The organism is Ruegeria sediminis, assembly GCF_005938215.1.
Lineage (GTDB): Bacteria > Pseudomonadota > Alphaproteobacteria > Rhodobacterales > Rhodobacteraceae > Ruegeria > Ruegeria sediminis.
In genome coordinates, this window is the sequence record NZ_VCPD01000002.1 from 119,407 (window position 1) to 142,293 (window position 22,887).

General features: G+C 59.0%; 24 protein-coding genes, 1 tRNA gene and 1 pseudogene. 16 read left to right on the top strand and 10 right to left on the bottom strand.

All coding sequences use genetic code 11. The features are described 5' to 3' along the window. Positions 1-18: 18 nt before the first annotated feature. The 3 genes from FGK63_RS05150 to FGK63_RS05160 form a co-directional block, all read right to left on the bottom strand. Complete coding sequence (locus FGK63_RS05150) at positions 19-354, bottom strand: DMT family transporter (RefSeq protein WP_138840550.1); 336 nt, start codon at positions 352-354, stop codon at positions 19-21. Between the two features lie 488 nt (positions 355-842). Beyond that, positions 843-1,088: a hypothetical protein gene (locus FGK63_RS05155; RefSeq protein WP_138840551.1), complete on the bottom strand. Its 246-nt coding sequence runs from the start codon at positions 1,086-1,088 to the stop codon at positions 843-845. After that, positions 1,088-1,741 carry an alpha/beta hydrolase gene (locus FGK63_RS05160; protein ID WP_138840552.1) on the bottom strand — a complete coding sequence of 218 codons (654 nt, stop codon included), beginning with the start codon at positions 1,739-1,741 and terminating at the stop codon, positions 1,088-1,090. The genes FGK63_RS05155 and FGK63_RS05160 overlap by 1 nt, the downstream gene beginning before the upstream one ends. Positions 1,742-1,920: 179 nt before the next feature. Between FGK63_RS05160 and iscR the strand changes: the two genes are divergently transcribed. The 11 genes from iscR to FGK63_RS05215 all read left to right on the top strand — a co-directional run bounded on the left by iscR (position 1,921) and on the right by FGK63_RS05215 (position 11,287). Further along, positions 1,921-2,379, top strand: coding sequence for a Fe-S cluster assembly transcriptional regulator IscR (gene iscR, locus FGK63_RS05165; RefSeq protein WP_138840553.1), 459 nt, complete (start codon positions 1,921-1,923; stop codon positions 2,377-2,379). A 60-nt stretch (positions 2,380-2,439) separates the two neighbouring features. Then, a complete protein-coding gene (locus tag FGK63_RS05170) occupies positions 2,440-3,483 on the top strand; it encodes a cysteine desulfurase family protein (RefSeq protein ID WP_138840554.1) in 1,044 nt (347 codons plus the stop codon). Between the two features lie 18 nt (positions 3,484-3,501). Then, positions 3,502-5,022, top strand: coding sequence for a Fe-S cluster assembly protein SufB (gene sufB / locus FGK63_RS05175; protein WP_138840555.1), 1,521 nt, complete (start codon positions 3,502-3,504; stop codon positions 5,020-5,022). Positions 5,023-5,137: 115 nt separating this feature from the next. After that, positions 5,138-5,326 carry a heavy metal-binding domain-containing protein gene (locus FGK63_RS05180; protein WP_246043960.1) on the top strand — a complete coding sequence of 63 codons (189 nt, stop codon included), beginning with the start codon at positions 5,138-5,140 and terminating at the stop codon, positions 5,324-5,326. Positions 5,327-5,345: 19 nt separating this feature from the next. Then, positions 5,346-6,101 carry a Fe-S cluster assembly ATPase SufC gene (sufC, locus tag FGK63_RS05185; protein ID WP_138840556.1) on the top strand — a complete coding sequence of 252 codons (756 nt, stop codon included), beginning with the start codon at positions 5,346-5,348 and terminating at the stop codon, positions 6,099-6,101. Beyond that, positions 6,101-7,381, top strand: a complete 1,281-nt coding sequence (sufD, locus tag FGK63_RS05190; protein WP_138840557.1) for a Fe-S cluster assembly protein SufD — start codon at positions 6,101-6,103, stop codon at positions 7,379-7,381. The genes sufC and sufD overlap by 1 nt, the downstream gene beginning before the upstream one ends. Further along, positions 7,381-7,866 (top strand): YIP1 family protein, encoded by a 486-nt coding sequence (locus FGK63_RS05195; RefSeq protein ID WP_138840558.1) that lies wholly within the window; start codon positions 7,381-7,383, stop codon positions 7,864-7,866. Before sufD ends, FGK63_RS05195 begins: the two co-directional genes overlap by 1 nt. Beyond that, entirely contained in the window at positions 7,863-8,456 is a 594-nt protein-coding gene (locus tag FGK63_RS05200; protein ID WP_138840559.1) for a Yip1 family protein, read from the top strand. The genes FGK63_RS05195 and FGK63_RS05200 overlap by 4 nt, the downstream gene beginning before the upstream one ends. Then, positions 8,449-9,669, top strand: a complete 1,221-nt coding sequence (locus FGK63_RS05205) for a cysteine desulfurase (protein WP_138840560.1) — start codon at positions 8,449-8,451, stop codon at positions 9,667-9,669. The genes FGK63_RS05200 and FGK63_RS05205 overlap by 8 nt, the downstream gene beginning before the upstream one ends. Positions 9,670-9,778: 109 nt before the next feature. Further along, positions 9,779-9,855: transfer RNA gene (locus FGK63_RS05210), tRNA-Arg, on the top strand. A gap of 91 nt (positions 9,856-9,946) precedes the next feature. Beyond that, on the top strand, positions 9,947-11,287 hold the full coding sequence (locus FGK63_RS05215) for a site-specific integrase (RefSeq protein ID WP_171052579.1): 1,341 nt from the start codon (positions 9,947-9,949) through the stop codon (positions 11,285-11,287). Positions 11,288-11,789: 502 nt separating this feature from the next. On the opposite strand, the pseudogene FGK63_RS21010 reads toward FGK63_RS05215, so the two are convergent. The 5 genes and pseudogenes from FGK63_RS21010 to FGK63_RS05235 form a co-directional block, all read right to left on the bottom strand. Then, positions 11,790-12,014: pseudogene (locus tag FGK63_RS21010) on the bottom strand (BRO-N domain-containing protein); the annotation flags it as partial. 80 nt (positions 12,015-12,094) lie between these two features. Next, entirely contained in the window at positions 12,095-12,316 is a 222-nt protein-coding gene (locus tag FGK63_RS20935) for a hypothetical protein (RefSeq protein WP_218961113.1), read from the bottom strand. A 6-nt stretch (positions 12,317-12,322) separates the two neighbouring features. Then, a complete protein-coding gene (locus FGK63_RS05225) occupies positions 12,323-13,312 on the bottom strand; it encodes a hypothetical protein (RefSeq protein WP_138840562.1) in 990 nt (329 codons plus the stop codon). Between the two features lie 50 nt (positions 13,313-13,362). After that, positions 13,363-13,725 (bottom strand): hypothetical protein, encoded by a 363-nt coding sequence (locus FGK63_RS05230; RefSeq protein ID WP_138840563.1) that lies wholly within the window; start codon positions 13,723-13,725, stop codon positions 13,363-13,365. A gap of 1,152 nt (positions 13,726-14,877) precedes the next feature. After that, positions 14,878-15,522: a recombinase family protein gene (locus tag FGK63_RS05235; RefSeq protein ID WP_138840564.1), complete on the bottom strand. Its 645-nt coding sequence runs from the start codon at positions 15,520-15,522 to the stop codon at positions 14,878-14,880. Positions 15,523-16,215: 693 nt separating this feature from the next. Here FGK63_RS05235 and FGK63_RS05240 point away from each other — a divergent pair. Continuing rightward, complete coding sequence (locus FGK63_RS05240) at positions 16,216-16,653, top strand: hypothetical protein (RefSeq protein WP_138840565.1); 438 nt, start codon at positions 16,216-16,218, stop codon at positions 16,651-16,653. A 323-nt stretch (positions 16,654-16,976) separates the two neighbouring features. On the opposite strand, the gene mepK is transcribed toward FGK63_RS05240, so the two are convergent. Continuing rightward, complete coding sequence (mepK, locus tag FGK63_RS05245; RefSeq protein ID WP_138840566.1) at positions 16,977-17,546, bottom strand: peptidoglycan L,D-endopeptidase MepK; 570 nt, start codon at positions 17,544-17,546, stop codon at positions 16,977-16,979. Positions 17,547-17,913: 367 nt separating this feature from the next. Between mepK and FGK63_RS05250 the strand changes: the two genes are divergently transcribed. The 4 genes from FGK63_RS05250 to FGK63_RS05265 are packed head-to-tail and all read left to right on the top strand — an operon-like array spanning position 17,914 to position 22,161. Continuing rightward, positions 17,914-19,524 carry a L,D-transpeptidase family protein gene (locus FGK63_RS05250; protein WP_138841192.1) on the top strand — a complete coding sequence of 537 codons (1,611 nt, stop codon included), beginning with the start codon at positions 17,914-17,916 and terminating at the stop codon, positions 19,522-19,524. 38 nt (positions 19,525-19,562) lie between these two features. Further along, positions 19,563-20,654, top strand: coding sequence for a UDP-3-O-(3-hydroxymyristoyl)glucosamine N-acyltransferase (lpxD, locus tag FGK63_RS05255; protein ID WP_138840567.1), 1,092 nt, complete (start codon positions 19,563-19,565; stop codon positions 20,652-20,654). Between the two features lie 32 nt (positions 20,655-20,686). Further along, positions 20,687-20,944 (top strand): acyl carrier protein, encoded by a 258-nt coding sequence (locus FGK63_RS05260; protein ID WP_138840568.1) that lies wholly within the window; start codon positions 20,687-20,689, stop codon positions 20,942-20,944. Positions 20,945-20,952: 8 nt separating this feature from the next. Beyond that, the gene (locus FGK63_RS05265; protein ID WP_138840569.1) at positions 20,953-22,161 is read left to right on the top strand and encodes a beta-ketoacyl-[acyl-carrier-protein] synthase family protein; all 1,209 of its coding nucleotides are present in this window, start codon (positions 20,953-20,955) and stop codon (positions 22,159-22,161) included. A gap of 65 nt (positions 22,162-22,226) precedes the next feature. Here FGK63_RS05265 and FGK63_RS05270 read toward each other — a convergent pair whose 3' ends face one another. Then, a complete protein-coding gene (locus FGK63_RS05270) occupies positions 22,227-22,844 on the bottom strand; it encodes an invasion associated locus B family protein (protein WP_138840570.1) in 618 nt (205 codons plus the stop codon). Positions 22,845-22,887: the final 43 nt, after the last annotated feature.

Below are 22,887 nucleotides of genomic sequence, written 5' to 3' on the forward strand. Positions count from 1 at the left end.
GCCAGCCCTTTCGCGCTGTCAGTGCGCTGCGGTCCCGGAAAAGAGATGTATGACCAGTATTCCGCTTATGATGAGGCCAAGACCCGCCACGGCAGGCCAGTCGAGCCTCTGGCCGAATACGACAAGGCCGATCAGCGCAATGAGGACGATCCCCATGCCGGACCAGATGGCGTAGACGATCCCGACGGGCATCACCTTGAGCGTCAGTGCCATCAGGTAGAACGCCAGACCGTAGCCAACGACAACCAGGACCGATGGCCAAAGGCGGGTGAATTGCTGGCTGGCCTGCAAGGCGGTAGTGCCGACGGTTTCGGCAAAAACGGCGAGCAGAAGGATCACGTAGGCATTGGGCATGGGTCAGAGTCCTGGCTTTGAGATCAAGGAACCGGGATTTCACGCCGAGCTAGACCACGGAATCCGGTAATTCAGCAAGAAAAAAGAAATCGTAACCTGCCTGTCATCGTAGCTTCAGAATGCAGTGCAAAGTTGCAACAGGTCAGGGAAACCCGACTATTCTGGACAAGCGGAGGCATGGTAAGTTGCGGTCACTTTTAGATGTTTTCTGTTTGTACGAGTTTGAGCGATGACACCTTTTGCAAAGACTGTCATTCTGATTTCTGCTTTGGTCGTGGTGCTAGGGTGGCTTGCTGACGGGGGGTCCGTTGAAAATGATGCAGCCATGTCTGGTGAGGGGTTACATGTGATTTCGGTTTGAGCATCAGCCAAAGTGGACAAAAGGGGCCTTCGGGCCCCTTTTGCATTTCAGTCGATTGTGCGATTTCGCGCGTTCTGCGTACGCCGCCGCCGGACCGGCCGAACGTGCTCCAACAACGCGGACAAAACTAGTGCTTCTCGATCGCCTTGGTCTTGGCTCGGTGATCCGACAGTTTCTTGACCAGGAACTGCCTGGCCTTTCTTTCCGCCATGCGAACGCGCACTTCGGTCAGATAGGCTTCTTCAAGAGATTGCGAAGCCGCGGCCAGCACATTGCCGACCTCGACAAACAGACGCTCCTGCCCGGTCTCGTCCATGACCTTCATCGTATCCTCGGCCAGTTTCGCGGCCAGAGTTTCGATTGTTCCGGCCATCAGCGAGTGTTCTCCGTCAGGCGGCGTTTTACGTAATCGGTGACGTTGTCGATCAGCGTGTCCATGTGCTGATCCTGGAAGAAGTGATCGGCGCCCTCGACTTCGGTATGCGTGACGGTGATCCCCTTCTGCTCGTGCAGCTTGCTGACCAGCGCCCGGGTGTCCGTGGGCGGTGCGACGCGGTCGGCCGTGCCGTTGATGACCAGACCGGACGAAGGGCAGGGCGCAAGGAACGAGAAGTCGTACATGTTTGCGGGCGGCGAAACGCTGATGAAGCCGGTGATCTCGGGGCGGCGCATCAGCAACTGCATGCCGATCCATGCGCCGAAGGAAAAGCCCGCGACCCAGCAATGCTTGGAATTATTGTTCATCGACTGCAGATAATCCAACGCCGACGCAGCGTCGCTCAACTCGCCCACGCCCTGATCGTATTCGCCCTGGCTGCGTCCGACGCCGCGAAAATTGAAGCGCAGCACGGTGAAGCCCATGTTGTAAAAGGCGTAATGCAGGTTGTAGACGACCTTGTTGTTCATGGTCCCGCCGAACTGCGGGTGCGGATGCAGCACGATTGCGATCGGTGCGTCTTTTTCCTTTTGCGGGTGGTAACGGCCTTCCAGGCGGCCTTCTGGTCCGGGAAAAATCACCTCGGGCATGTGTGCTTTTGTCCTGTCTCTTTTTTCGAGGCGCCGGGATATTCTTGACGGTATCCATCGGGCACCTTAGAACGGTTCTAATTGTGACTGCGTGGCTTGTCGATGCTGTCAGTCGGAGATACGCACTGACTGCGGGAACGTCAATGATTTCGCACATATGAGGCTTTGGGGAATCTAAGATGAAGCTGTCGACCAAAGGGCGTTACGCCATGGTGGCCCTCGCCGATATCGCGCTTCAACCGGCTGATGATCTGGTCACCCTTGGCGAGATTTCGGAGCGCCAGGATATTTCGCTGCCTTATCTGGAACAATTGTTCGTCAAACTTCGCCGGGCCGAGCTTGTGTCTTCGGTGCGCGGGCCGGGTGGCGGATACCGTCTGGCGCGACCGGCTTCCGAGATTCGTGTGGTAGACGTGCTGGCGGCCGTTGATGAGACGGTGGATGCGATGCACAAGGGAGCCGGTGCCTCAGGCGCGTCATCGGGCAGTCGCGCCCAGTCTCTGACCAATCGTCTGTGGGAAAGTCTCAGCGCGCATGTCTATGTCTTTCTCCACCAGACCCGCTTGTCGGATGTGATCCGGAACGATCTTGCGCCCTGTCCGGCGGTCCCGAGCCTTTTTGCGGTGGTCGATGAATGAGGTGGAACGTGCGGCATCAGGCATGTCGCCGCAAATTCGCTTGTGAAAAAAGATGCATCCATGAAACGTATTTACCTTGATCACAATGCCACCGCGCCGCTGCGTCCCGAAGCCCGGGATGCGATGATTGCGGCCATGGAGGTTTGCGGAAACCCGTCCTCAGTACATGCCGAAGGGCGGTCCGCAAAAGCCGTGATTGAGAAAGCTCGCGCCCAGATCGCAACCGCTTTTGGGGCAGATGGCGCGGACATCGTGTTCACCTCCGGTTCCACCGAAGGTGCGGCCTTGGCCCTGTCCGGGCGGGGCCTGCATGGCGCGGCGGTTGAACATGATGCCGTAAGAGCTTGGATTGTTGAGGATTTGACGACTGACTTGGGCGGTTCTGTTCTGGTTCCGGATCCGGCCAACGCGACCTTGCAATTGGCCAACTCGGAGACCGGGATCGTTCAGAAACTGCCTGAGGGCCTTGCGGTCACGGATGCGACCCAAGCCTTCGGAAAACTTCCGATCGCGTTCAACTGGCTGGGCGCCCAGATGGCTTTGGTATCAGCGCATAAACTGGGCGGACCCAAGGGAGTCGGAGCGGTGATAATGAAGCGGGGTACGGACCTTGAGGCCCAGATCAAGGGTGGCGGCCAGGAAATGGGGCGTCGTTCAGGCACAGAAAACGTCATTGGAATTGCGGGATTTGCCGCTGCCGCCGAAGCCGCGTCCAGGGATCTTGCCGCTGGGGTCTGGCAGCGCGTTGCGGAAATTAGAAATATTCTAGAAAAGGCTCTTGAGGCTGGTTCTAAATCTACTATTTTTGTCGGAAAAGATCGGGATCGACTCCCGAACACGCTGTGCTTTGCGACGCCCGGTTGGAAGGGGGAGACGCAAGTGATGCAGATGGATCTGGCCGGTTTTGCCATCAGCGCCGGGTCCGCCTGTTCCAGCGGCAAGGTTCGGGCAAGCGCGGTGCTGAGCGCGACGGGATATGACGAGGCAACGGCAGCCAGCGCGATCCGCGTGTCGCTGGGCCCTCGTACAACGGAAGAAGATGTGCTGCGCTTTGCCGAGGCGTGGCTGGAAAAAGAAAAGAAGCATCGCGCGCGGGCCGCGTGATCTGACGGAGGGTGAGTCATGGCCGCATTGGACCAGACCCAGGTTAAGGAAGGTGTCGATCAGGAAACCGTTGACGCGGTTCGCGAGGTCGGCACCTACAAATACGGCTGGGAAACCGAGATCGAGATGGAATACGCCCCCAAGGGCGTGAACCCGGATATCGTCCGGCTGATCTCGCAGAAAAACGAAGAACCCGGGTGGATGACCGATTGGCGTCTGGCCGCGTTCGAACGTTGGACCCAGATGAAAGAGCCCAAATGGGCGATGGTTCATTACCCCGCGATCGATTTCCAGAACCAGTATTACTATGCGCGTCCCAAGTCGATGGAGACGAAGCCCAAGTCGCTGGACGAGGTCGACCCCAAACTGCTGGCGACTTACGAAAAGCTTGGCATACCGCTGAAAGAACAGATGATTCTTGCGGGAGTCGAAGGCGCCGAGAACGCCCCTGCCGAAGGCCGCAAGGTGGCCGTGGACGCCGTATTCGACTCCGTCTCGGTGGGCACGACCTTTCAGGATGAGCTGAAGAAACACGGTGTCATCTTCTGCTCCATCTCCGAAGCGATCAGGGAACACCCGGAATTGGTGAAGAAGTACCTGGGGTCGGTGGTTCCGGTCTCGGACAACTTCTACGCGACGCTGAACTCTGCCGTCTTTTCGGATGGGTCCTTCGTCTATGTGCCGCCAGGCGTGCGCTGTCCGATGGAACTGTCGACCTATTTCCGCATCAATGCCGAAAACACCGGCCAGTTCGAGCGCACCCTGATCATCGCGGACAAGGGATCGTACGTGTCCTATCTTGAAGGATGCACCGCGCCGCAGCGCGACACGGCTCAACTCCATGCCGCCGTGGTCGAGATCATCGTCGAGGAAGACGCCGAGGTTAAGTACTCGACTGTCCAGAACTGGTTCCCGGGCGACGAAAACGGCAAGGGCGGGATCTACAACTTCGTCACCAAGCGCGCCGATTGTCGTGGAGACCGCTCAAAGGTCATGTGGACGCAGGTGGAAACCGGCTCGGCCGTAACCTGGAAGTACCCGTCCTGCATTCTGCGCGGCGACGACAGCCAGGGCGAGTTCTACTCGATCGCCATCACGAACAACTACCAGCAGGCCGATACCGGCACCAAGATGGTTCATCTGGGCAAGAACACCAAGTCGCGGATCGTGTCCAAGGGGATCAGCGCCGGCAAGGCGCAGAACACCTATCGCGGTCTCGTCTCGATGCACCCCAAGGCAAAGAACTCGCGGAACTATACGCAATGCGACAGCTTGCTGATCGGCGACAAATGCGGGGCGCACACGGTTCCCTATATCGAAGTGCGCAACAACTCGTCGCGCTGCGAGCATGAGGCGACGACGTCCAAGGTGGACGACGACCAGCTTTTCTACTGCCGCCAGCGCGGCATGGACGAGGAAGAGGCTGTCGCGCTTGTCGTCAACGGGTTCTGCAAGGACGTGCTGCAGGCGCTGCCGATGGAATTTGCCATGGAAGCGCAACAGCTTGTCGCAATTTCCTTGGAGGGATCCGTAGGTTAAGCCGAAACAAAGCCCCGGATTGTCCGGGGTCGCGTCGAGTTTCCGCGGCATTCAATGGTCGAGGGTATTCGCCGACATGGTGGCTTCTCTGGGCGGCAGGTAGGAGAAAGAGGCATTGAGCATGATCATCACCACGACACCCAGCATGGAGGGGCGCAAGATAGTCGAGTGCCGGGGCATCGTCGTAGGCGAAGCGATCAGGTTGGACGATGGCGTCGCTCTGGCGCAGTCGGATGCCACAAAAAATATTCCGGCGTGGATGTACGCCGAAGCAGACACACCGGCCGCGGACATGCGCGCCTGAAACGAGAGACGAGGAAATCATGCTTGAAATCAAGAACTTGCACGTGAAACTTGAAGAGGAAGACAAGGAGATCCTCAAAGGGGTCGACCTGTCTGTCGAGGCAGGCAAAGTGCATGCCATCATGGGGCCGAATGGCTCGGGCAAGTCGACGCTCAGCTACGTTCTGTCCGGACGCGACGGATATGAAGTGACCGAAGGATCGGCCACACTGGGCGGCAAGGATCTGCTGGAACTGGAACCTGAAGAGCGCGCCGCCGCCGGCCTTTTCCTGGCCTTCCAGTATCCGGTCGAAATCCCCGGCGTCGGCAACATGACATTCATGCGGACGGCGGTGAACGCGCAGCGAAAGGCGCGCGGCGAAGAGGAACTGTCGGCCGCCGAGTTCCTGAAACTTGTGCGCGCCAAGGCCAAGACCCTGCAGATCGACGCCGACATGCTCAAACGCCCGGTCAACGTCGGATTCTCAGGTGGCGAGAAGAAGCGCAACGAAATCCTCCAGATGGCCATGCTGGAGCCGAAGATGTGCATTCTGGATGAAACCGACTCGGGTCTTGACGTGGATGCGATGAAACTGGTGTCCGACGGCGTCAACGCGCTGCGGGACCAAGGGCGCGGGTTCCTTGTCATTACTCACTATCAGCGCCTGCTCGACCACATCAAACCTGATGTCGTGCACATCATGGCGGATGGGCGGATCGTAAAGTCCGGCGGTCCCGAACTGGCGCTGGAAGTCGAACACAACGGCTATGCCGATATTCTTGCCGAGGTGAACTGATGGCCCTGCCGGAAGTGAAGCAAAGCGCAACCGAAGCCCGGCTGGCCTCGCTGAGCCTGCCGACCGCCGGCTGCACCAGAGACGCGCGCGAGGCTGCGTTGGCCCGCTTGCGGGAAATGGGCTTGCCCAACCGGCGGGACGAGTATTGGAAGTACACCCGTCCCGACACGTTAGTACAACCCGAAGCCCCCAAAGCCGCGCTTTTCACCGCCGACGAGCCCATGATGTTCGACGGGATAGATCGGCTGAAGATCGTGTTCATCGACGGTGTGTTCAGCCCCGAGGCGTCGGACGACCTGAGTCTCGAAGGCGTCCAGATCGAGCGGCTCGAGGATATCTGCTGCAAGGATATCCATTGGGCCAAGGAGTTGTACGGCGTTCTTGAAGCGGGCGGGCAGCAGCCCGTCGCGCGCCCTCTGGCGGCTCTCAACACGGCCTTCGCCTCGGATGGCGTGGCGATACATGTCACCGGAAAGCCGTCCAAACCCATCAGCTTGATCTACAATCACGATTCCGAGTCGTCCGACGCGTTCCTTCACCATGTGATCCGGGTTGAGAACGAGGCGGAAGTGACGATCCTGGAAAACGGCCCTGCCGCGTCGCGCTTCAACAAGTGCATGGAAATCGATATCGCCGATGGCGGGATCCTGCATCACGTCCGGGCGCAGGGCCGCGATCATGAACGGCGCGCGGCGACGCACATGTTCGCCCGCCTGGGCGCCGAGTCGGTGTACAAATCCTTCACTCTGACGGTGAATGGCGTTTTGACGCGGAACGAACAAGTGGTCGAGTTGACCGGCGACGATGCCGTCGCGCATGTTGCGGGCGCCTGCGTCGGCGATGGCGATTTCCACCATGACGACACCGTTTTCATCACCCATGACGCAGTGAATTGCGAAAGCCGTCAGGTCTTCAAGAAGGTGCTTCGCAACGGCGCCACCGGCGTTTTCCAGGGCAAGATCCTCGTCAAGGAAGGTGCCCAGAAAACCGACGGCTATCAGATCAGCCAGTCGCTTTTGCTGGATGAAGACAGTCAGTTCCTGGCCAAGCCCGAGCTGGAAATCTATGCCGACGACGTCGCCTGTTCGCATGGTTCGACCTCGGGTGCGATTGATGAGACGGCGCTGTTCTACCTGTGTTCGCGGGGTGTCCCCAAAAAGGACGCGACGAACATGCTGACCCTCGCCTTTCTCGCCGAGGCGGTCGACGAGATCGAGAACAAGGCGTTGGCCGAGGACATCGTCTCGCGTCTCGAAGGCTGGCTGAAGCGTCGCAGCTGATGCCGGTCGCCGCCGATATCGTCGCCACCTACCGGGGGCCGGGGCGCGTCATTCGGCGGTTGCTCGGCATGGGGCAGCGCGAAGACCGGGCGCTGGCCATTCTGATGGCCGGCTGCACGCTTGTCTTCGTTGCACAGATGCCGAGGCTGGCGCGCGAGGCGCATTTGACGGGTCAGGAATTGAACATGTTGCTCGGCGGCGCCCTCTTGGCCTGGATCATCATCGCCCCGCTGATCTTCTACTTTCTGGCCGCCGTCAGCCATGTCTTCGCTCGTGCCGTCGGGGGCAGGGGTGACTGGTACGGCGCCCGTCTGGCGCTGTTCTGGTCGCTGCTGGCCTCAAGCCCGATCTTGCTGCTGCACGGGATGGTGGCTGGTTTCATTGGGCCGGGTCCGGCAATGCAGGGCGTCGGTCTGCTCTGGCTGATCGTCTTCGGGTGGTTCTGGTTTTCCGGGCTGAGCCAAGCGGAAAGGTCTTTGACATGAACCCGGCCTTTTGGCGCGATCTGGCCGTGACCACGATCAAGGACCCCGCACAAGCCGCCCGGCGGCTGATGGCGCTGGGGCTGGGGCGCGAGGTGCTTTGGCTGGGGTTGGCCCTGGCCGTCGTCCTGAACACCCTGCTGCAGGCCGCTTCCAATCTGCTTCTGCCGGTCATCGGTGTGGAAACGCAGGGCATCGTTCCGTCTCTGATCGCCTATTCCGCGATCGTAGGTGGCGGGCTGATCGTGACGATCCTGGCGTTCTACCATGTCGGACGTGCCTTGGGAGGGACCGGTTCCTTCAACGATGTCATGATCCTGATGGTCTGGATGCAGTTTCTGAAAGTCGCAGTACAGGCCGCGGGCCTCATCCTGGTGCTGACGATTCCGATACTTTCGGCGTTGCTGGCATTTGCCGCTTTCCTGATAGGCATCTACATCAGTGTCCACTTCATCGATCAGGCCCACCGACTGAATTCCCTGTCGCGGGCAGCCGGCGTTCTCATCGCCTCGGTTCTGGCGATTGCCGTCGTATCGTTCATTCTCCTGTCCCTCGTCGGAGGGCCGATCCCGGGATCCGTTTCTCATGTATGATGTCCAGAAAATCCGCGCCGATTTCCCGATCCTGTCCCGCCAGGTGAACGGCAAACCGCTGACCTATCTCGACAACGGGGCCTCGGCTCAGAAGCCGCAGGTGGTAATCGACGCGGTGACCCGCGCCTATGCCGAGGAATACTCCAACGTTCACCGTGGGTTGCATTATCTTTCTAATCTTGCGACCGAAAAATACGAGGCCGTGCGCGGCACGATCGCGCGCTTCCTGAATGCGGGCAGCGAGGATGAAATCGTGCTGAACTCGGGCACCACCGAGGGGATCAACCTGGTCGCCTATGGTTGGGCCATGCCGCGCATGGAAGCCGGCGACGAGATCGTTCTGAGCGTGATGGAACACCATGCCAACATCGTACCCTGGCATTTTTTGCGCGAACGTCAGGGTGTGGTGTTGAAATGGGTCGAGACCGATGCCGATGGCGGACTTGATCCGCAGGCCGTGATCGATGCGATCGGCCCGAAAACCAAGCTGGTCGCCGTCACGCAATGTTCCAACGTTCTGGGCACCGTCGTCGATGTAAAGGCGATCACGCAGGGCGCGCATTCCAAGGGTGTGCCCGTGCTGGTGGACGGCAGCCAGGGTGCGGTGCACATGCCGGTCGACGTGCGGGACATCGGCTGCGATTTCTATGCGATCACCGGGCACAAGCTGTATGGGCCGTCCGGATCCGGTGCGATCTACATCAGGTCCGAACGCATGGCCGAAATGCGCCCTTTCATCGGTGGTGGCGACATGATCAAGGAGGTCACGAAGGACCACGTGATCTACAACGATCCGCCCATGAAGTTCGAAGCTGGGACGCCCGGCATCGTTCAGACCATCGGCCTGGGGGTGGCGCTGGATTACATGATGGGCCTTGGTATGCAGAACATCGCGGCGCATGAGGCGGGATTGCGTGACTATGCGCTGGAGCGGCTGACTGGGCTGAACTGGATCCAGGTGCAGGGCACGCGGCCGGACAAGGCGGCGATCTTCAGTTTCACCATCGATGGCGCCGGGCATGCGCATGACGTGTCGACGATTCTGGACAAGAAAGGTGTTGCGGTGCGGGCCGGGCACCATTGCGCCGGACCGTTGATGGACCATCTCGGCGTCACCGCTACCTGCCGCGCAAGCTTTGGCCTCTACAATACCAAGGACGAGGTGGACACGCTGATCGAGGCGCTGGAATTGGCGCATGAACTATTCGCCTGAGGGACGTTTCCAGGCGGAATTTCGGTGCGCTCAATCCCGCGTGTTGCGGTGCGAAATCCGGATATTTGCTGTTGCACCCCGCAGGGAAGAAGGATAGCTAACGGCGCAGGCACCTGTAGCTCAGCTGGATAGAGCGCTGCCCTCCGAAGGCAGAGGCCAGAGGTTCGAATCCTCTCAGGTGCGCCACCGGACACGTCCGAAGGCCATATTTTCAAGGAAAACAAGACCCTACCGCTCCGTTGTGTAACACATTATGTAACACATGGAGACACAAGACATGGCAGTCATGGTGAAGCTGAAGCACGTGGACAGCCTGAAAGACGGCACCTTCAGATTCCGTAGGAGATACCCCAAGGCAGTCGCTGAGGCGCTTGGGAAGGAGTTCATGCAGGAGCGCATGAAGGCCCGCGATGAGGCTACATTGGTTCGCGAGCAAGCGGCTTTGATGGTCGAGTATGACAGACGGGTCTCAGAGGTCGAAGCGCGGCTTCTGGCGCTCTCTGGCGAAAGCCCAAGGGAACGCTGGGACAGATACCTTCGCCATGCGCAGCATATGACCGAAGCTGTTGTTGGTCCTGATGACGAAGCAGACAAGCGGGCGTTGTTGGCCGAGGAACTGCATAGGGTCGGGCGAGACCCTCTGCTTATCCGCGCTGTCGCCGCGCCAACCTCAGCACCCCCTGAAGTCACCCTTCTGGATGCCAAGAACGATTACCTGCGTTTGAACGTGGGGAGCGACCGGCAGGGGAACCAGTTGGTGGACCGTGTGGTGCGCCGTGTTGGGAAGTTCTGGGGGCCTCTGGACAGCATCATGTTGCGTGACCTGACGCGGGAAAAGGCTCGGGGTCTTCTAGATGCGATGCTTGCCGATACCAAGGACGACGGGAAGCCATTGTCTCCTTCAACGGTGAAGCGGGAACTTCGGTGCCTCTCTGCAATGATCAACGTAGGGTTGGAAGAACACGGCCTAACGGGGGACGTGGTCAATCCGTTCAAGGGTCTTCGGATGCCCAAGGACATTGAAGCCCGTCCCTCAGAGGCAAGACTGCCTCTCCCTGATGCTGTCGTGTCGGGCATGCGGAAGCGCCTCAAGGACAACGCTAGGACACCCGCTCAGAGGCACCTCTGGGGACTGCTCGTGGGCACTGGTTGCCGCCTTGCCGAAGTCACGGGTCTGGAAGTCCGCGACGTGGTGCTAGACCACGAAGTCCCGCATCTGGACATTCGCCCGAATGGGGTCAGGTCATTGAAGACGAAGGCATCGGTTCGGAAGGTGCCCTTGGTCGGGAAGGCTTTGGAAGCCGCTACGGAAGCTGTCAGGGAGCGTAAAGGTGCAGCCGCTGGTGAACCTCTGTTTCCCGCTTATGCGAAACCTCGGGGCGCTGACAGTGCATCTCAGGCGCTGATGAAGCACATGCGCCTTCTGACGGAGAACAAGAAGCACACTGTCCATTCTTGCCGCCACTTGATGAAGGACAAGCTGCGGATTGCCGGGGTTCAACAGGTCGTGCAAGGGATGATCTTGGGCCATGCCTTGGGCGGTGTAGGGGAAGACTACGGGGGGCCTGACGGGCGGCTTGCGGTGTGCCGTGATGCTTTGCTGAGGGTGGTGGAGTAGCCGCAGCCTTCTCCCCCTCGGTCGCGCTCGGGTCATCCCTCAGTGCCCGCAGACGTTCCACCTTGCGGAGGTCGTCGAGGGTGGCCGCTCGGGTTTCCGGCTTAGGGGTGGGCTTGTCCTTGAGGTCCAGTACCTCTCGGATGCTGTCGGCTTGCTCGAAGTGTAACCCACGGGTGACACTCACCTCGAAAACCTTGATGTATTCGTAGGCGCGTTTTCGGGTGAAGTCGCAGTTGTCTTCGATCCACTTGCGAAGGCCGCCCTCAGGCTTGCCCTCACGTACCGCGATCAGCATCTCACCGATCTCCGCAGCGATTTCCTTGGCGGTGCGCCCGAGGCGCTGCATCACCTCCATGGCCTTGAGGACCAGTTCTTCCTCGCTCATCTCCCCGGTCGCGACCTTCTCCTCATCTTCGATGTAGCCGCCGTCTTTGCGGATGGCCGGGAGAACTTCGTGGGTTACCCACCGCTGGAACTCTTTCGCTTCCGGCTTCCGGCTGACCATGACGAGCTTGTAGAGGCCAGCCTCGGAGACCATCTTATTGGGCCGACCCCCTTTGGTGCCCGGAAAGCGGAAGTTCTGAACATCAGTATTGTTGATGTTCATGAGGGCCATCGTGATGTTGGTCAGACCGAGGGGTTCGCAAGCGTCCTTCGCGGTGAACCAAGGTTGGCCGTCAATCTCGACGCAGCGGAGGTCGAAGCCACGGAAGTTGAAGGTGGACACAGCGGTATCGCCCGCCGGGGCGGTGTCGAAAAAAAAATCCCCTCACCACCATGAAGGCAGCAAGGGGATGGCTTCAGGGTCTACGTCAAATCACCGGGCTTCAGCCACCTGTCAGGCTGCGGCACCTGTTGCACTCTCTCGGCAGCCTTGGCGCGTTCATAGGCTGCTTGTTGGGCGCGGTATTCGGCATGTCGCTTCATGCCTTGGGCCGCTGCTTCGGCGCATGAAGGTGCCCCTCGGGTGAACTTGACGGTTCCCGTTGATTGGTTGCACTTGGGGTTGAACAAGTCGGCCATGGTCATCGACCCTTACTGGCTGAAGGTGATGATGCGCTGCTTTACGGCTACATTGAACGGGACTTCCTGCCCGCCAGCCAAGACCACAAGCAACCCTCCGCCGGGTTTCGGCTTCCAGCCATACCCTGCTTCTTCAAGAGCGTCTTTCACCTCATCGGTCATGTAACGATCAGCCTGTTCAAGGAAGGCGTCCTTCACGGCGTCGATCTCAGTCGTGCTGTTGCTCATGACCAAGGCGCGGGCACCTTCAAGCAACTTCTGGTAAACCTGCGGGTTGTCCTGAACGAAGGCCGCAAAGGCGTCTTCATCGGCGATCCCAGCGGCTTCCAGACGTGCGGCAGCGGCGTCATAGAAGCCCTGATGGGCTGCGTTGATCTGTTCGCGCATCTGTTCTGGCTCAATGCCTGCCTGTGAAGCCATGCGGGCCAAGGTGTTCTCGGAGACCTCGCCTCGCTGCAGCACTTCGTCCATGGCCTTGATAGCGTCACCGGGCTGAACGCTCTGCGTGATTGCCGTCATGGCTGCTTCGCCGTCGTTTCCGATGTGGAACTCTGCTTCCTTGGCAGCTTCCGCTTCAGCTTCGGCGCGCTTGGCTTCAGCCTCTCGGGCCGTGTCCATGGTTGCACCTGAGCGGGCCTTGTCGGTGTCCGAGAAGGAGCCATCGGGGTTGCGCTGGAGGTAACCAAGCATGGCCGCAACGGCTACGCTGGCAGGGATGCCTTCAGGGAGCATCACCTGGTCGGTTGCTCTGACTGAGCGACCCACAATGATTCCGCCGCCTTCGGTCGTGGCGGTGGCGAGGACCGAACCACGATATTCGCTGTCGGGCTTGCTGACGTATTCGCGCCCGCTCTGGTCGATGAAGGAGGCGGTGCCGTCACCATGCGACCTAACCTCCATGTGGGCGCTTTGCTCGATGCGAGGCTCGATCTTGGTCTCGGTGTTCGCGAGGTTGCTGCTGTTCTGTTGCGGCGCGCCTTCGACAGTGATCCATTCAGACATGATGGTGTCCTTTCTGTTGAGTTCGGGATTTGGGTTGGAGAGTGGCGGCGTCAGGTGCGGTTGCCGCCGAAGTCTTCATGCTTGACGACGTGTTCGAGACCAGCGGCCATGAGGGCAGCCAGAACCTCGGCCCGAGAGATTTCCTTGCCGGTGGTCTCTAGGTGCCGCTTCTGGAGCAACTCAAGGATTGCCAACTGGTCAATTCTGATGCGAGTGGTGACCCACGTCGGACGGTCGTCCCAAGGGTACTTGCGGGCGTTCGATGTGGCGGTTTCCTCGGCAAGCATGAAGTCCATGGCCTTGATCAGGTGGAAAACCTTCTTGCGTAGCTGACGGTTCCAGCGAAGCCGGTTCTTCTCGCCAACGGCGGTTGCCTTCGTCTTCGCTGGTCGGGTGTAGAGGGTCTTGGTCATTGGGAAATCCTTTTGGTCGGGATGAGGGGCGGCTATCCGGCGATGAAGTTCTCGGGCAGGGCCTCCAAGTCCTTCATTGCCGTCGGAGACTCCAAGCTGCGGCCACACAAGGCAGCGCAGGCTCGGGTTAGAGCGTTCCGGGTGCGGAAGTACCCGACAGCCCTCCAAGGTCTCTCTGCGCTGCCTCCAGTGCGCTTTTGGAGAACCCATTGGAGGTCGTCTTTGCAGGTGATGACACGGACGTTGGGATGTGGACGCGAGATGACCTTCGGATAGGCGTCCGAGGTCTCGCTGGTCCGGGTGACTATGATCATGATGTTTCCCTCGGGCAGAACTGAAAGCGCCCCCGAGGGTGAACCTTGAGGGCGGCTAGAGTGGGTTTTTGGGGGTAGGGCGGACTGCTTTCGGGTGGCTGTGACAACCTACGAAAAAGAGAGGAGACCCCCATCGCGGGGCTCACAATCGGGCAACCCGCCCGGCAACCCGAAGGTCACCTGAGCGGGAACCAGAAAGAACATGTCGAAGTCATAGCCATCCGATGCCCCAGAGAGATGACCCGTCGTCGCCTAGCGTCACCTATGCGGCACCATACCAAGACCGCATACAGTGCGCCGCTCAGGGTCACTCTCTTAGGGCTATGGGGTGGGTTAATTGGGACAAGCTGTGAAAGCCACGGATAGCCCCCTCAAAGCCATGCGACCAAGGGAAACCACAGGGTCGCCAATAGGGGCACCTCAAAGGGAATAACTCTATCTTGGCTGTCGCCAAGGAGACGAAGAACCTTCTGTCACCCTCAGCCCTCTCTCAGTGATCATCATGAACACTCTGAGCATTGCGCCTAGGGTGCACCTTAAGGTGTACCTCTAAGGTTAACCTTTAAGGGGAATCTCTCAGGGCCTAGGGCTATGGGGTGGGTTAATCGGTGGAGAAATGGCTTTTTGTTAGCAATGCCAACTATTTACATGGCCTTCTTGAACAAAAATGGAATCAGGCGGTTTGCCAACTTCCTTGATCATTGCCAGGAAGGCAGGTGTGGGAAGGTTGAGGCCCTCAGGGGCAGCGCACGGGACGCTTAGAGGGCTCCCCGGTGGTAACCCCTATGGAGAGCTTTAGGCGAATCGTGCGCTGCCTCTCAGAGTCTCTCCGGGCCTTCTACATCCCCCAGCGGGCCAAGGATGCCTCTGCCTTCGCCGGGTCTTCGGCAATGCGGATGACAGCATTCCGGTTGAGACCAGTGGCCTTGGCAATGGCGGAATGACCCTGACCAGCGTCAAGCAACGCCTTCACTTGCTCAAACAAGTCCCTGTCGAAGCTGGGCTTTCGGCCTTTGAACTTCTCGGGGGAGGTTGCCTTGTGGAAGTCGATACCTGCCCTCTGTGCTTCCTTCGTGGCCTGTGCCTGTGCTTCGGCCTGTGCCGCCATGAACCCGATCATGGCATCCCTGATGGCCTGCTGCATGGGGTCTTGAGTTGCTCCGTCGAAGGTCAAACCGTTGATCACGGTCTTGATGATGACCCCCTTCTTCATGAAGTGCCGGATGGTCTCGGTCACGTCGGCGTAGTTGCGCCCCAGACGGTCAACCCAGCGGACAACCAGAGTGTCACCTTCGCGGAGCATGTCGAACAGGCGCTTGCCGTTCTCTCTTTCGGACAACTTGGTGTTGACCCCTGAGGTGCCGTGATCGGTAATGACGTCTTCGTCCTTGATCTGGAAGCCTGCCTTCCGCGCTTGTGCAAGCTGGTGTTCGCTGGTCTGCTCGGAAGTGGACACGCGGGCATAGAGGACGGTCTTGGTCATGGGGTCACCTGTTCAAAAGAGTTCTGTTCGTATGGGTGACCTGTTCGAAAGCAGAAGTCAACCCTTAGAACACTTCTCAAGCAACCCCATGGGCTGTGCGTTGAGGTATACCGTAAAGAACACATAGACTTTGTTGATAACATGTGCGATCTGCAACTCATTGAGTTGAGATAGAAAAATGAACACAAACATCGCACACTGCAAGCACTGCTATTCGCCACTCCCAGAAACAACCACTGCCATGATGTGTAGCAATTGCTTAGACTACGACATCGCAACCTCAATGGCGCTGTCTATTCTCGATGGAAACCAAGTTGAGGAAAAACAGGTTCGCGCAGCAATTGCAGCTGAACTAGTAAGGGAATACCTGAGAAGAACCCGTTTGGATTGATCTAAACGGTGTTTGTAGCGTGCTTTGGTGAGGGTTTCTGGAACAATCGTATACCCATTGTTTTCGCTGCATATGTGGGAAGTTCCCGCAGGTGGATACATCTGGCGGGGATTGCGGAGGGTGCCGCCCTGGGTGACCCTGAGGGGTACCCCACGGGGGGATTTCGCGGGCCGCTATATTGATCTCTGGGTGACAGATTTTTGCGGTGAAATATTTTGCATTGGTCTTCTGGTTCCTCTGGTTTGCGGACGTGCGGACAGATACAAACCCTTTCGGCAGTTACTAAAAACGGTGAAATCGGCATGGACATCAGCACTGATTTGGTCGTCAAGTTGATAGCGTTGATCACGACGCTTGTCGGCCTTTACAAGGTAGCCAATATCAAAATAGCCGAGCCATTATTGGTTCAGATCACTGCAGCGCTTTCTATTTTGTTGGTCCCTGCGGTAATGCTTGGACTGCTCTTAATGATGCAGACTTTCCAAGATATGGTAGGCAGGTCAAATCGTGCAGACATTGATGTAAATGCCTCCGATGCGGAGATCATGTACCAGATCAGCAAAAAGTTTTGGAACCAAAGTCTTCGTCAAAAGGTTCTGCACCTAACGATAGATAAGGCTTTAGATACGGGCCGCTATGACGTCGTTGTTAAGGCTGCTGGAGAACTAAACCCGCCAGACCAAAGCGATGAAGTGCTATTGCGGGCAGCAGAGCAACTCTCGAAAGACTCCTCAAAGTAGCTAAGGCTGAAAGCTCGCAAAAATTGACATTGCGGGCGGTATCTGTAACACAGGATGCACACCCGTGTAACACACAGGGCGAAAGGGCTCCTTGTAACGCCTTGAAAATAAAGCCACCTGCAGGGTTCGGTTTTGCTGGCGCTGCATCTCAGGTGCGCCAGTTTCACCAAGAATTGCGAATGCTGAACCACGTTCCTCTTGCCGTGCGACGGTTTAGGAAGCCTGCGTGCAATTCGGATTTGGATCACCAACTCGCTACTTCAAAAAAAGAAAACCCCCGACGCATTCGGCGCGGGGGTGAGGCGAGTTCGAGCGGCTGTTTGTCAGCCGCCCCAGCTGCGGACTTCGCCGCAATCCATATGTACGAAATTAGATCTGGAGTAGCGTCCGACGCCGCCGGCGCGGCAAGCCATCGCGGCTTTGGCCATCTGTGTGACCGACCGGGAGGAAAGACGGAGGTCCGCGGCCTGGCCTTTCATGTGCAGAGAATTCTTGGCAACGCCCCGCGACCGCGAGCGCAGCATGGCGTTGGTTTGCGGGCTACGGTAGCCAGATAGAAGCATGTAGGGTTCGTTCACGTCGAGCAGATTGTGAGCGGCAGCCATGATGTCGACGGTGCGCAGGTCCATGGATTTGACCTGATCGGTCCGCCAGTCCCGCATGAAGTGATTGATTTCGCTCACCGCGTCCTTGATGTAGTCGCCATCCACCCAATAGATCATGTCGAGACGTTCACCGGTGCGACCGGAATACATGCGGATGCGGCGAATATCACCACCCCCGCGAAGGAAACCTGCTGCATTGGAATAGGTCGGTGCTGCTGTGACCACGGTTGCGGCGAATGCACCAAGCAAGGCGCGTCGGGTCAAACCCGAAGAGCTGATCTCTGTCATGTACTGCTCGTCCCGTACTTTTTCTGCCTGCGCCCGATGTTACGTGCGCCGTGTTAACTTGTTAGTTCCATCCCCAGATGCCGAATGTATGGCACAGACGGATTCCCGAGCCAACAAGTCTTTGGGAATCATGTTTGAAAGGGGGAATTTTCGGCGAGATTTTGCGCACCTGCAATTCGCCGACGCATTGTTGCCTTATTTTCTTAATGTGGCTGTGACCACTGCCACAGCCGATGCAATCGCGCACCATGCACCGGCAGATGCCGGGAAATAGTACATTTGTGAATGGACATTTACCGGTCGTTTCTTCGAAAATTGGACGACTCCCGAGGGTACGGGATGAATTTGAATGACCAAGGTGCATCTGATGAGGAAACTCTTTCGGCAAAGTTCCGCCTGCATAATCGCGTTCTGCTTGTCCTTCTCGGGGACGAGCGTTTCGGCCGCGAATGAAACGGCGCAGGTGACGGCGTTCAAGCAGGCTGTGGCCGAATCCATCTCGACCAATTCGGGAATCGCCGAGTTTTACCGAAGCAATGGATACCAGCCCGTCTGGACGGGCAACGGGCCCGAGTTCGCTGCACGGCGCGCCGCGCTGTTCGATGCGGTGTCGCGCGCCGACGTGCATGGCCTACCTGCAGGAAAGTACCGGGCAGATGCGCTGCTTCAGCAGATGCGTGATGCCAATTCGGTTCGGGACCTTGGCTTGGTCGAAGCGGAATTGAGCCGTGTTTTCGTGATCTTCGCCCGCGATCTTCAATCGGGTCTTCTGGATCCTTCGCGTGTCGACACCGGAATAGCCCGCGAGATCCCGCGCCTTTCGCCGGCGGATCAGCTTTCAGGACTCGTGGCGTCGGACGCGACCGCGTTTTTCCGGTCGATTGCCCCGCAGTCCCGGCAATATCTTGCTCTGCTGAAACACAAGATCGCGCTTGAAGCTCTTATGGAGCAAGGCGGTTGGGGGCTGGATGTACCCGTTGCCAAGATGGAGCCCGGCGATTCCGGGCCGAATGTTGTCGCGCTGCGCAATCGGCTGGTGGCGATGGGATATCTCAGGCCCACCGCCAGCCCGCGATACGACGATGCATTGCGTGAGGCGGTGCAGAAGTTCCAGGCCGCGCATGGTCTCGAAACCGATGGAATCGCCGGCCAGGGAACGCTCACAGAATTGAACAGACCGGTCTCGGAAAGGTTGCAGGCGGTCATTGTCGCGCTGGAACGCGAGCGTTGGATGCCGCGCGAGCGGGGCGAACGGCACGTACTTGTCAACCAGACGGATTTTTCCGCGTCCATCGTGGACCAAGGGCATGTCTCGTTCCAGACCCGGGCCGTGATCGGCAAGAATACGAGCGATCGCCGCAGTCCAGAGTTCTCGGATCAGATGGAGCACATGGTGATCAACCCAAGCTGGTACGTTCCCCGCTCGATCGTGACAAAGGAATACCTTCCGAAGCTGCGCGCGAACCCACATGCCGTAAGCCATATCGAGATTACCGACAGGCAGGGGCGGCGGGTAAACCGCGGCGCGGTGAATTTCAGCCAGTTCTCGTCGCGCAGCTTCCCGTTCTCGATGCGGCAGCCGCCGGGCAAGAGCAATGCGTTGGGGTTGGTGAAATTCATGTTCCCCAACAAGCACAACGTCTACATGCATGACACGCCGCAGAAGGACTTGTTCTCACGCGAGGTGCGGGATTTTTCGCACGGTTGCATCCGTCTGGCCGATCCGTTCGGCTTTGCCTATGCCATTCTTGCGCGGCAGGAGGAGAACCCGAAAGACTACTTCCATCGTGTGCTCGATACCGGCCGCGAAACCACCGTGCGCCTGAAAAAACCGATTCCGGTGCATCTGATCTATCGCACGGCGTTCATTGGACCCAAGGGCGAGGTTGAATATCGCCGGGACATCTATGGCCGAGATCAGAAAATCTGGGAGGAACTGAACAAGGCGGGGGTGGTCCTGCCGTCGGTTCAGGGGTAAGCACGGGGGGCCAGATCCTCTGACAGGGAACCCCTTGCATGCAGTTCACCGTCCAACAGATCGCAAATGCCCTTGGCGCCGAGGCCGAGGGCAATACCGACCTGACCATCCTGCGCGCGGCCGAGCCAGGCGACGCGGGACGCACGGATCTGGCGATGGCGATGTCCCCAAAATACGCCGAAGCTCTTGGTTCCGGCTCGGCGCGAGTGGCGATGCTGTGGCCCGGCGCGGATTGGCGGACAATGGGTCTCGAAGCCGCAATTTTTGCGCCCCGTCCACGTATGGCTATGGCCGGCGTCACCAGGCTGCTTGACCGGGGGCAGGGCGTTCAACCTGGGATACACCCGTCTGCGGTGATTGATCCCACCGCCGAGATAGGCGCCGATGTTTCGATCGGGCCTCTGGCGGTAATTGGCGCTCGTGCTCGAATCGGCAAGGGATCGATGATTGGGTCGCATTGTGTCGTCGGTATGGATGCCTCGCTGGGTGAGGGCGCGCTGCTGCGCGAGATGGTCAGCATCGGCGCACGCGCGTTGATCGGAGACCGGTTCATCGCCCAGCCCGGTGCGCGGATCGGAGGCGACGGATTCAGTTTCGTCACCCCCGAGGTGTCCGGCGTCGAAAACGTGCGCAAGACCATGGGCGATCAGGGTGAGGCCAAGGCGCAGAGTTGGCTGCGTATTCACTCCTTGGGCGCGGTCGAGATCGGCGACGACGTAGAGGTCGGCTCCAACAGCACCATCGACAACGGGACGATCCGCAACACCCGGATCGGAGACGGCACCAAGCTGGATAACCTGGTTCACGTGGGCCACAACACGCGCGTCGGAAATGATTGTTTGCTCTGCGGCCAGACGGGCATCTCGGGATCGGTGGATATTGGCAACAACGTGGTGCTGGGCGGACAGACCGGCGTTGTCGACAACATCTTCATCGGTGACCGGGTCATCTCGGGCGGCGGAACCAAGATCTTGTCCAACGTGCCTGCGGGACGTGTGATCATGGGATACCCGGGCGTGAAGATGGAAACGCACACGGAAATTTACAAGGCGCAACGCCGTTTGCCGCGTCTGGCGCGCGACGTCGAGGCACTCAAAAAGGCGGTTTCCAATCAGGCTCCGAGCGAGTAAATCACCCACAAAGCGAAAAGCAGGGGATAGACATGAGCATCAGCGATCGCGTCATCGCAATCATCGCAGAGCAGGCCGTGCTGGAGCCATCGGATGTGACGCCCGAGAGCACGCTTGAGGAACTGGGAATCGACAGCCTGGGTCTTGTCGAAAGCATCTTCGCGATCGAGGAAGAGTTCGACATTTCTATCCCCTTCAACGCCAATGAACCCACAGCCGGCGATTTCGACATCTCGAATGTTGCGGCGATCATCGCAGGCATTGAAAAGCTGGTGGCGGAAAAGGTCTGACGACGATCATGAAGCGCGTCGTTATTACCGGGGCCGGTACCATCAATTCGCTCGGACATTCGGTTCCCGAAACGTTGGAGGCCATGCGCGAAGGCCGTTGTGGCATAGGCGAACTGGACTTTCGCGATGTCGAACGCCTCTCGATCCGGATCGGCGGTCAGGTGCGCGGGTTCGAGGCCGAAGGCCGTTTCAACCGCCAGCAGATGACGCTTTACGACCGGTTCACGCAATTCACTCTTACGGCCGCCAAAGAAGCAATCGATCAGTCCGGAATTGAATTTCACGGCGACCTTGCCGCAAGATCGGGTGTTGTTCTGGGGACCGCAGGTGGCGGGGTTTCGACCTGGGACGACAACTATCGGTCCGTCTACGAAGACGGAAAAAACCGCATCCATCCCTTCGTCGTACCGAAGCTGATGAATAATGCGGCGGCAAGCCACGTGTCGATGGAATACAACCTCAAGGGGCCCAGTTTCACCGTGTCCACGGCCTGCGCCTCGTCCAATCACGCGATGGCGCTTGCTTTCCAGATGGTGCGTAGCGGCGCGGCCCCGGCGATGGTGACGGGCGGCAGCGAATCCATGCTCTGTTTCGGCGGCGTCAAAGCCTGGGAAGGGTTGCGGGTCATGTCCAAGGACGCCTGCCGCCCCTTCAGCGCCAACCGGAACGGCATGGTGCAGGGCGAAGGCGCCGGTGTTTTTGTGTTCGAAGACTATGACCGCGCCCGTGCACGTGGGGCAGAGATCCTGTGCGAGGTCGTGGGGTTCGCCATGTCCTCGGACGCGGCCGACATCGTCATGCCCAGCAAGCAAGGCGCGGCGCGGGCCATGGCCGGAGCTTTGGCGGATGCGCGGATCAACGCAAGCGAGGTCGGCTACATCAACGCCCACGGCACCGGGACGGCGGCCAACGACAAGACCGAGTGCGCCGCAGTGGCGGATGTGTTCGGGCGGCACGCTGACCACCTGATGATATCCTCGACCAAATCGATGCACGGCCATCTGATCGGGGGCACCGGAGCCGTGGAACTGCTGGCCTGCATCATGGCTGTGCGTGACGGCATCGTCGCTCCGACCATAGGGTACGAGGAACCCGACCCGGAGTGCGCCCTCGACGTCGTGCCGAACGAAGCGCGCGAGGCAATGGTGGATGTCGCCCTGAGCAATGCCTTCGCCTTTGGCGGCCTCAACGCGGTCCTGGCCTTGCGCCGGATCTGATCATTCCGTTCAACAAAAAAACCGCCGGGTTTCAACGCCCGGCGGTCTTTTGCTTGGTGCCAAACTCAGTTGGTGGCGACGTCAACTACGTCATAACCGGCGGTAAAGCCGCTGAGCGACAGATCCAGGTTGATGACCTGATCGGGCGCTGTTGCCGGAACCAGCGACAAGGTCGCCTTGGCGCCCTTTTTCATCGCATCTATATCCGCTTGCGTAAGCCCGATCTGCGCGACGCAACCGATCGGGGCGCAGAAGGTGTAGTTGTAGCGTTTGCCCGGCGCGTCATCGACTGAGATGGTCAACTGCGCGGGCAGCAGGGTTTCCAGAGGTACAATGACGGTGGCGGCGGCGACGGCGCGCTGGCCTTCGGCCTCGGGCAGTCGGAACATGGAGATCTCGGCGATGGCGTTGCCTTCGGAGCCTTCCAAGATCTGCAACAGCGAGCACGGATCGGTTTCCGTATTCGTCTTGATGCAGGCGAGATCCCAGTCGCCGAACTTTTCCTTCGAATACCGCTGACCGGCCTGCGGTTCTCCGTTCACTGGTTGACCAAGGTCGAGAGCCCCGGCGGAAGACTGGCTTTCCGTCTGCTCTTCGGTGCTGGTCGTGGTGTCCTGCGCGGCGGCCAAACCGGACCATACGGTCAGGGCCACGGCGCTCAGGGGGATAAGCTTCTTGAACATGATGCCTCATTCTTTCTGGGTCAGCTTTTTGCCCCGTCTAGCA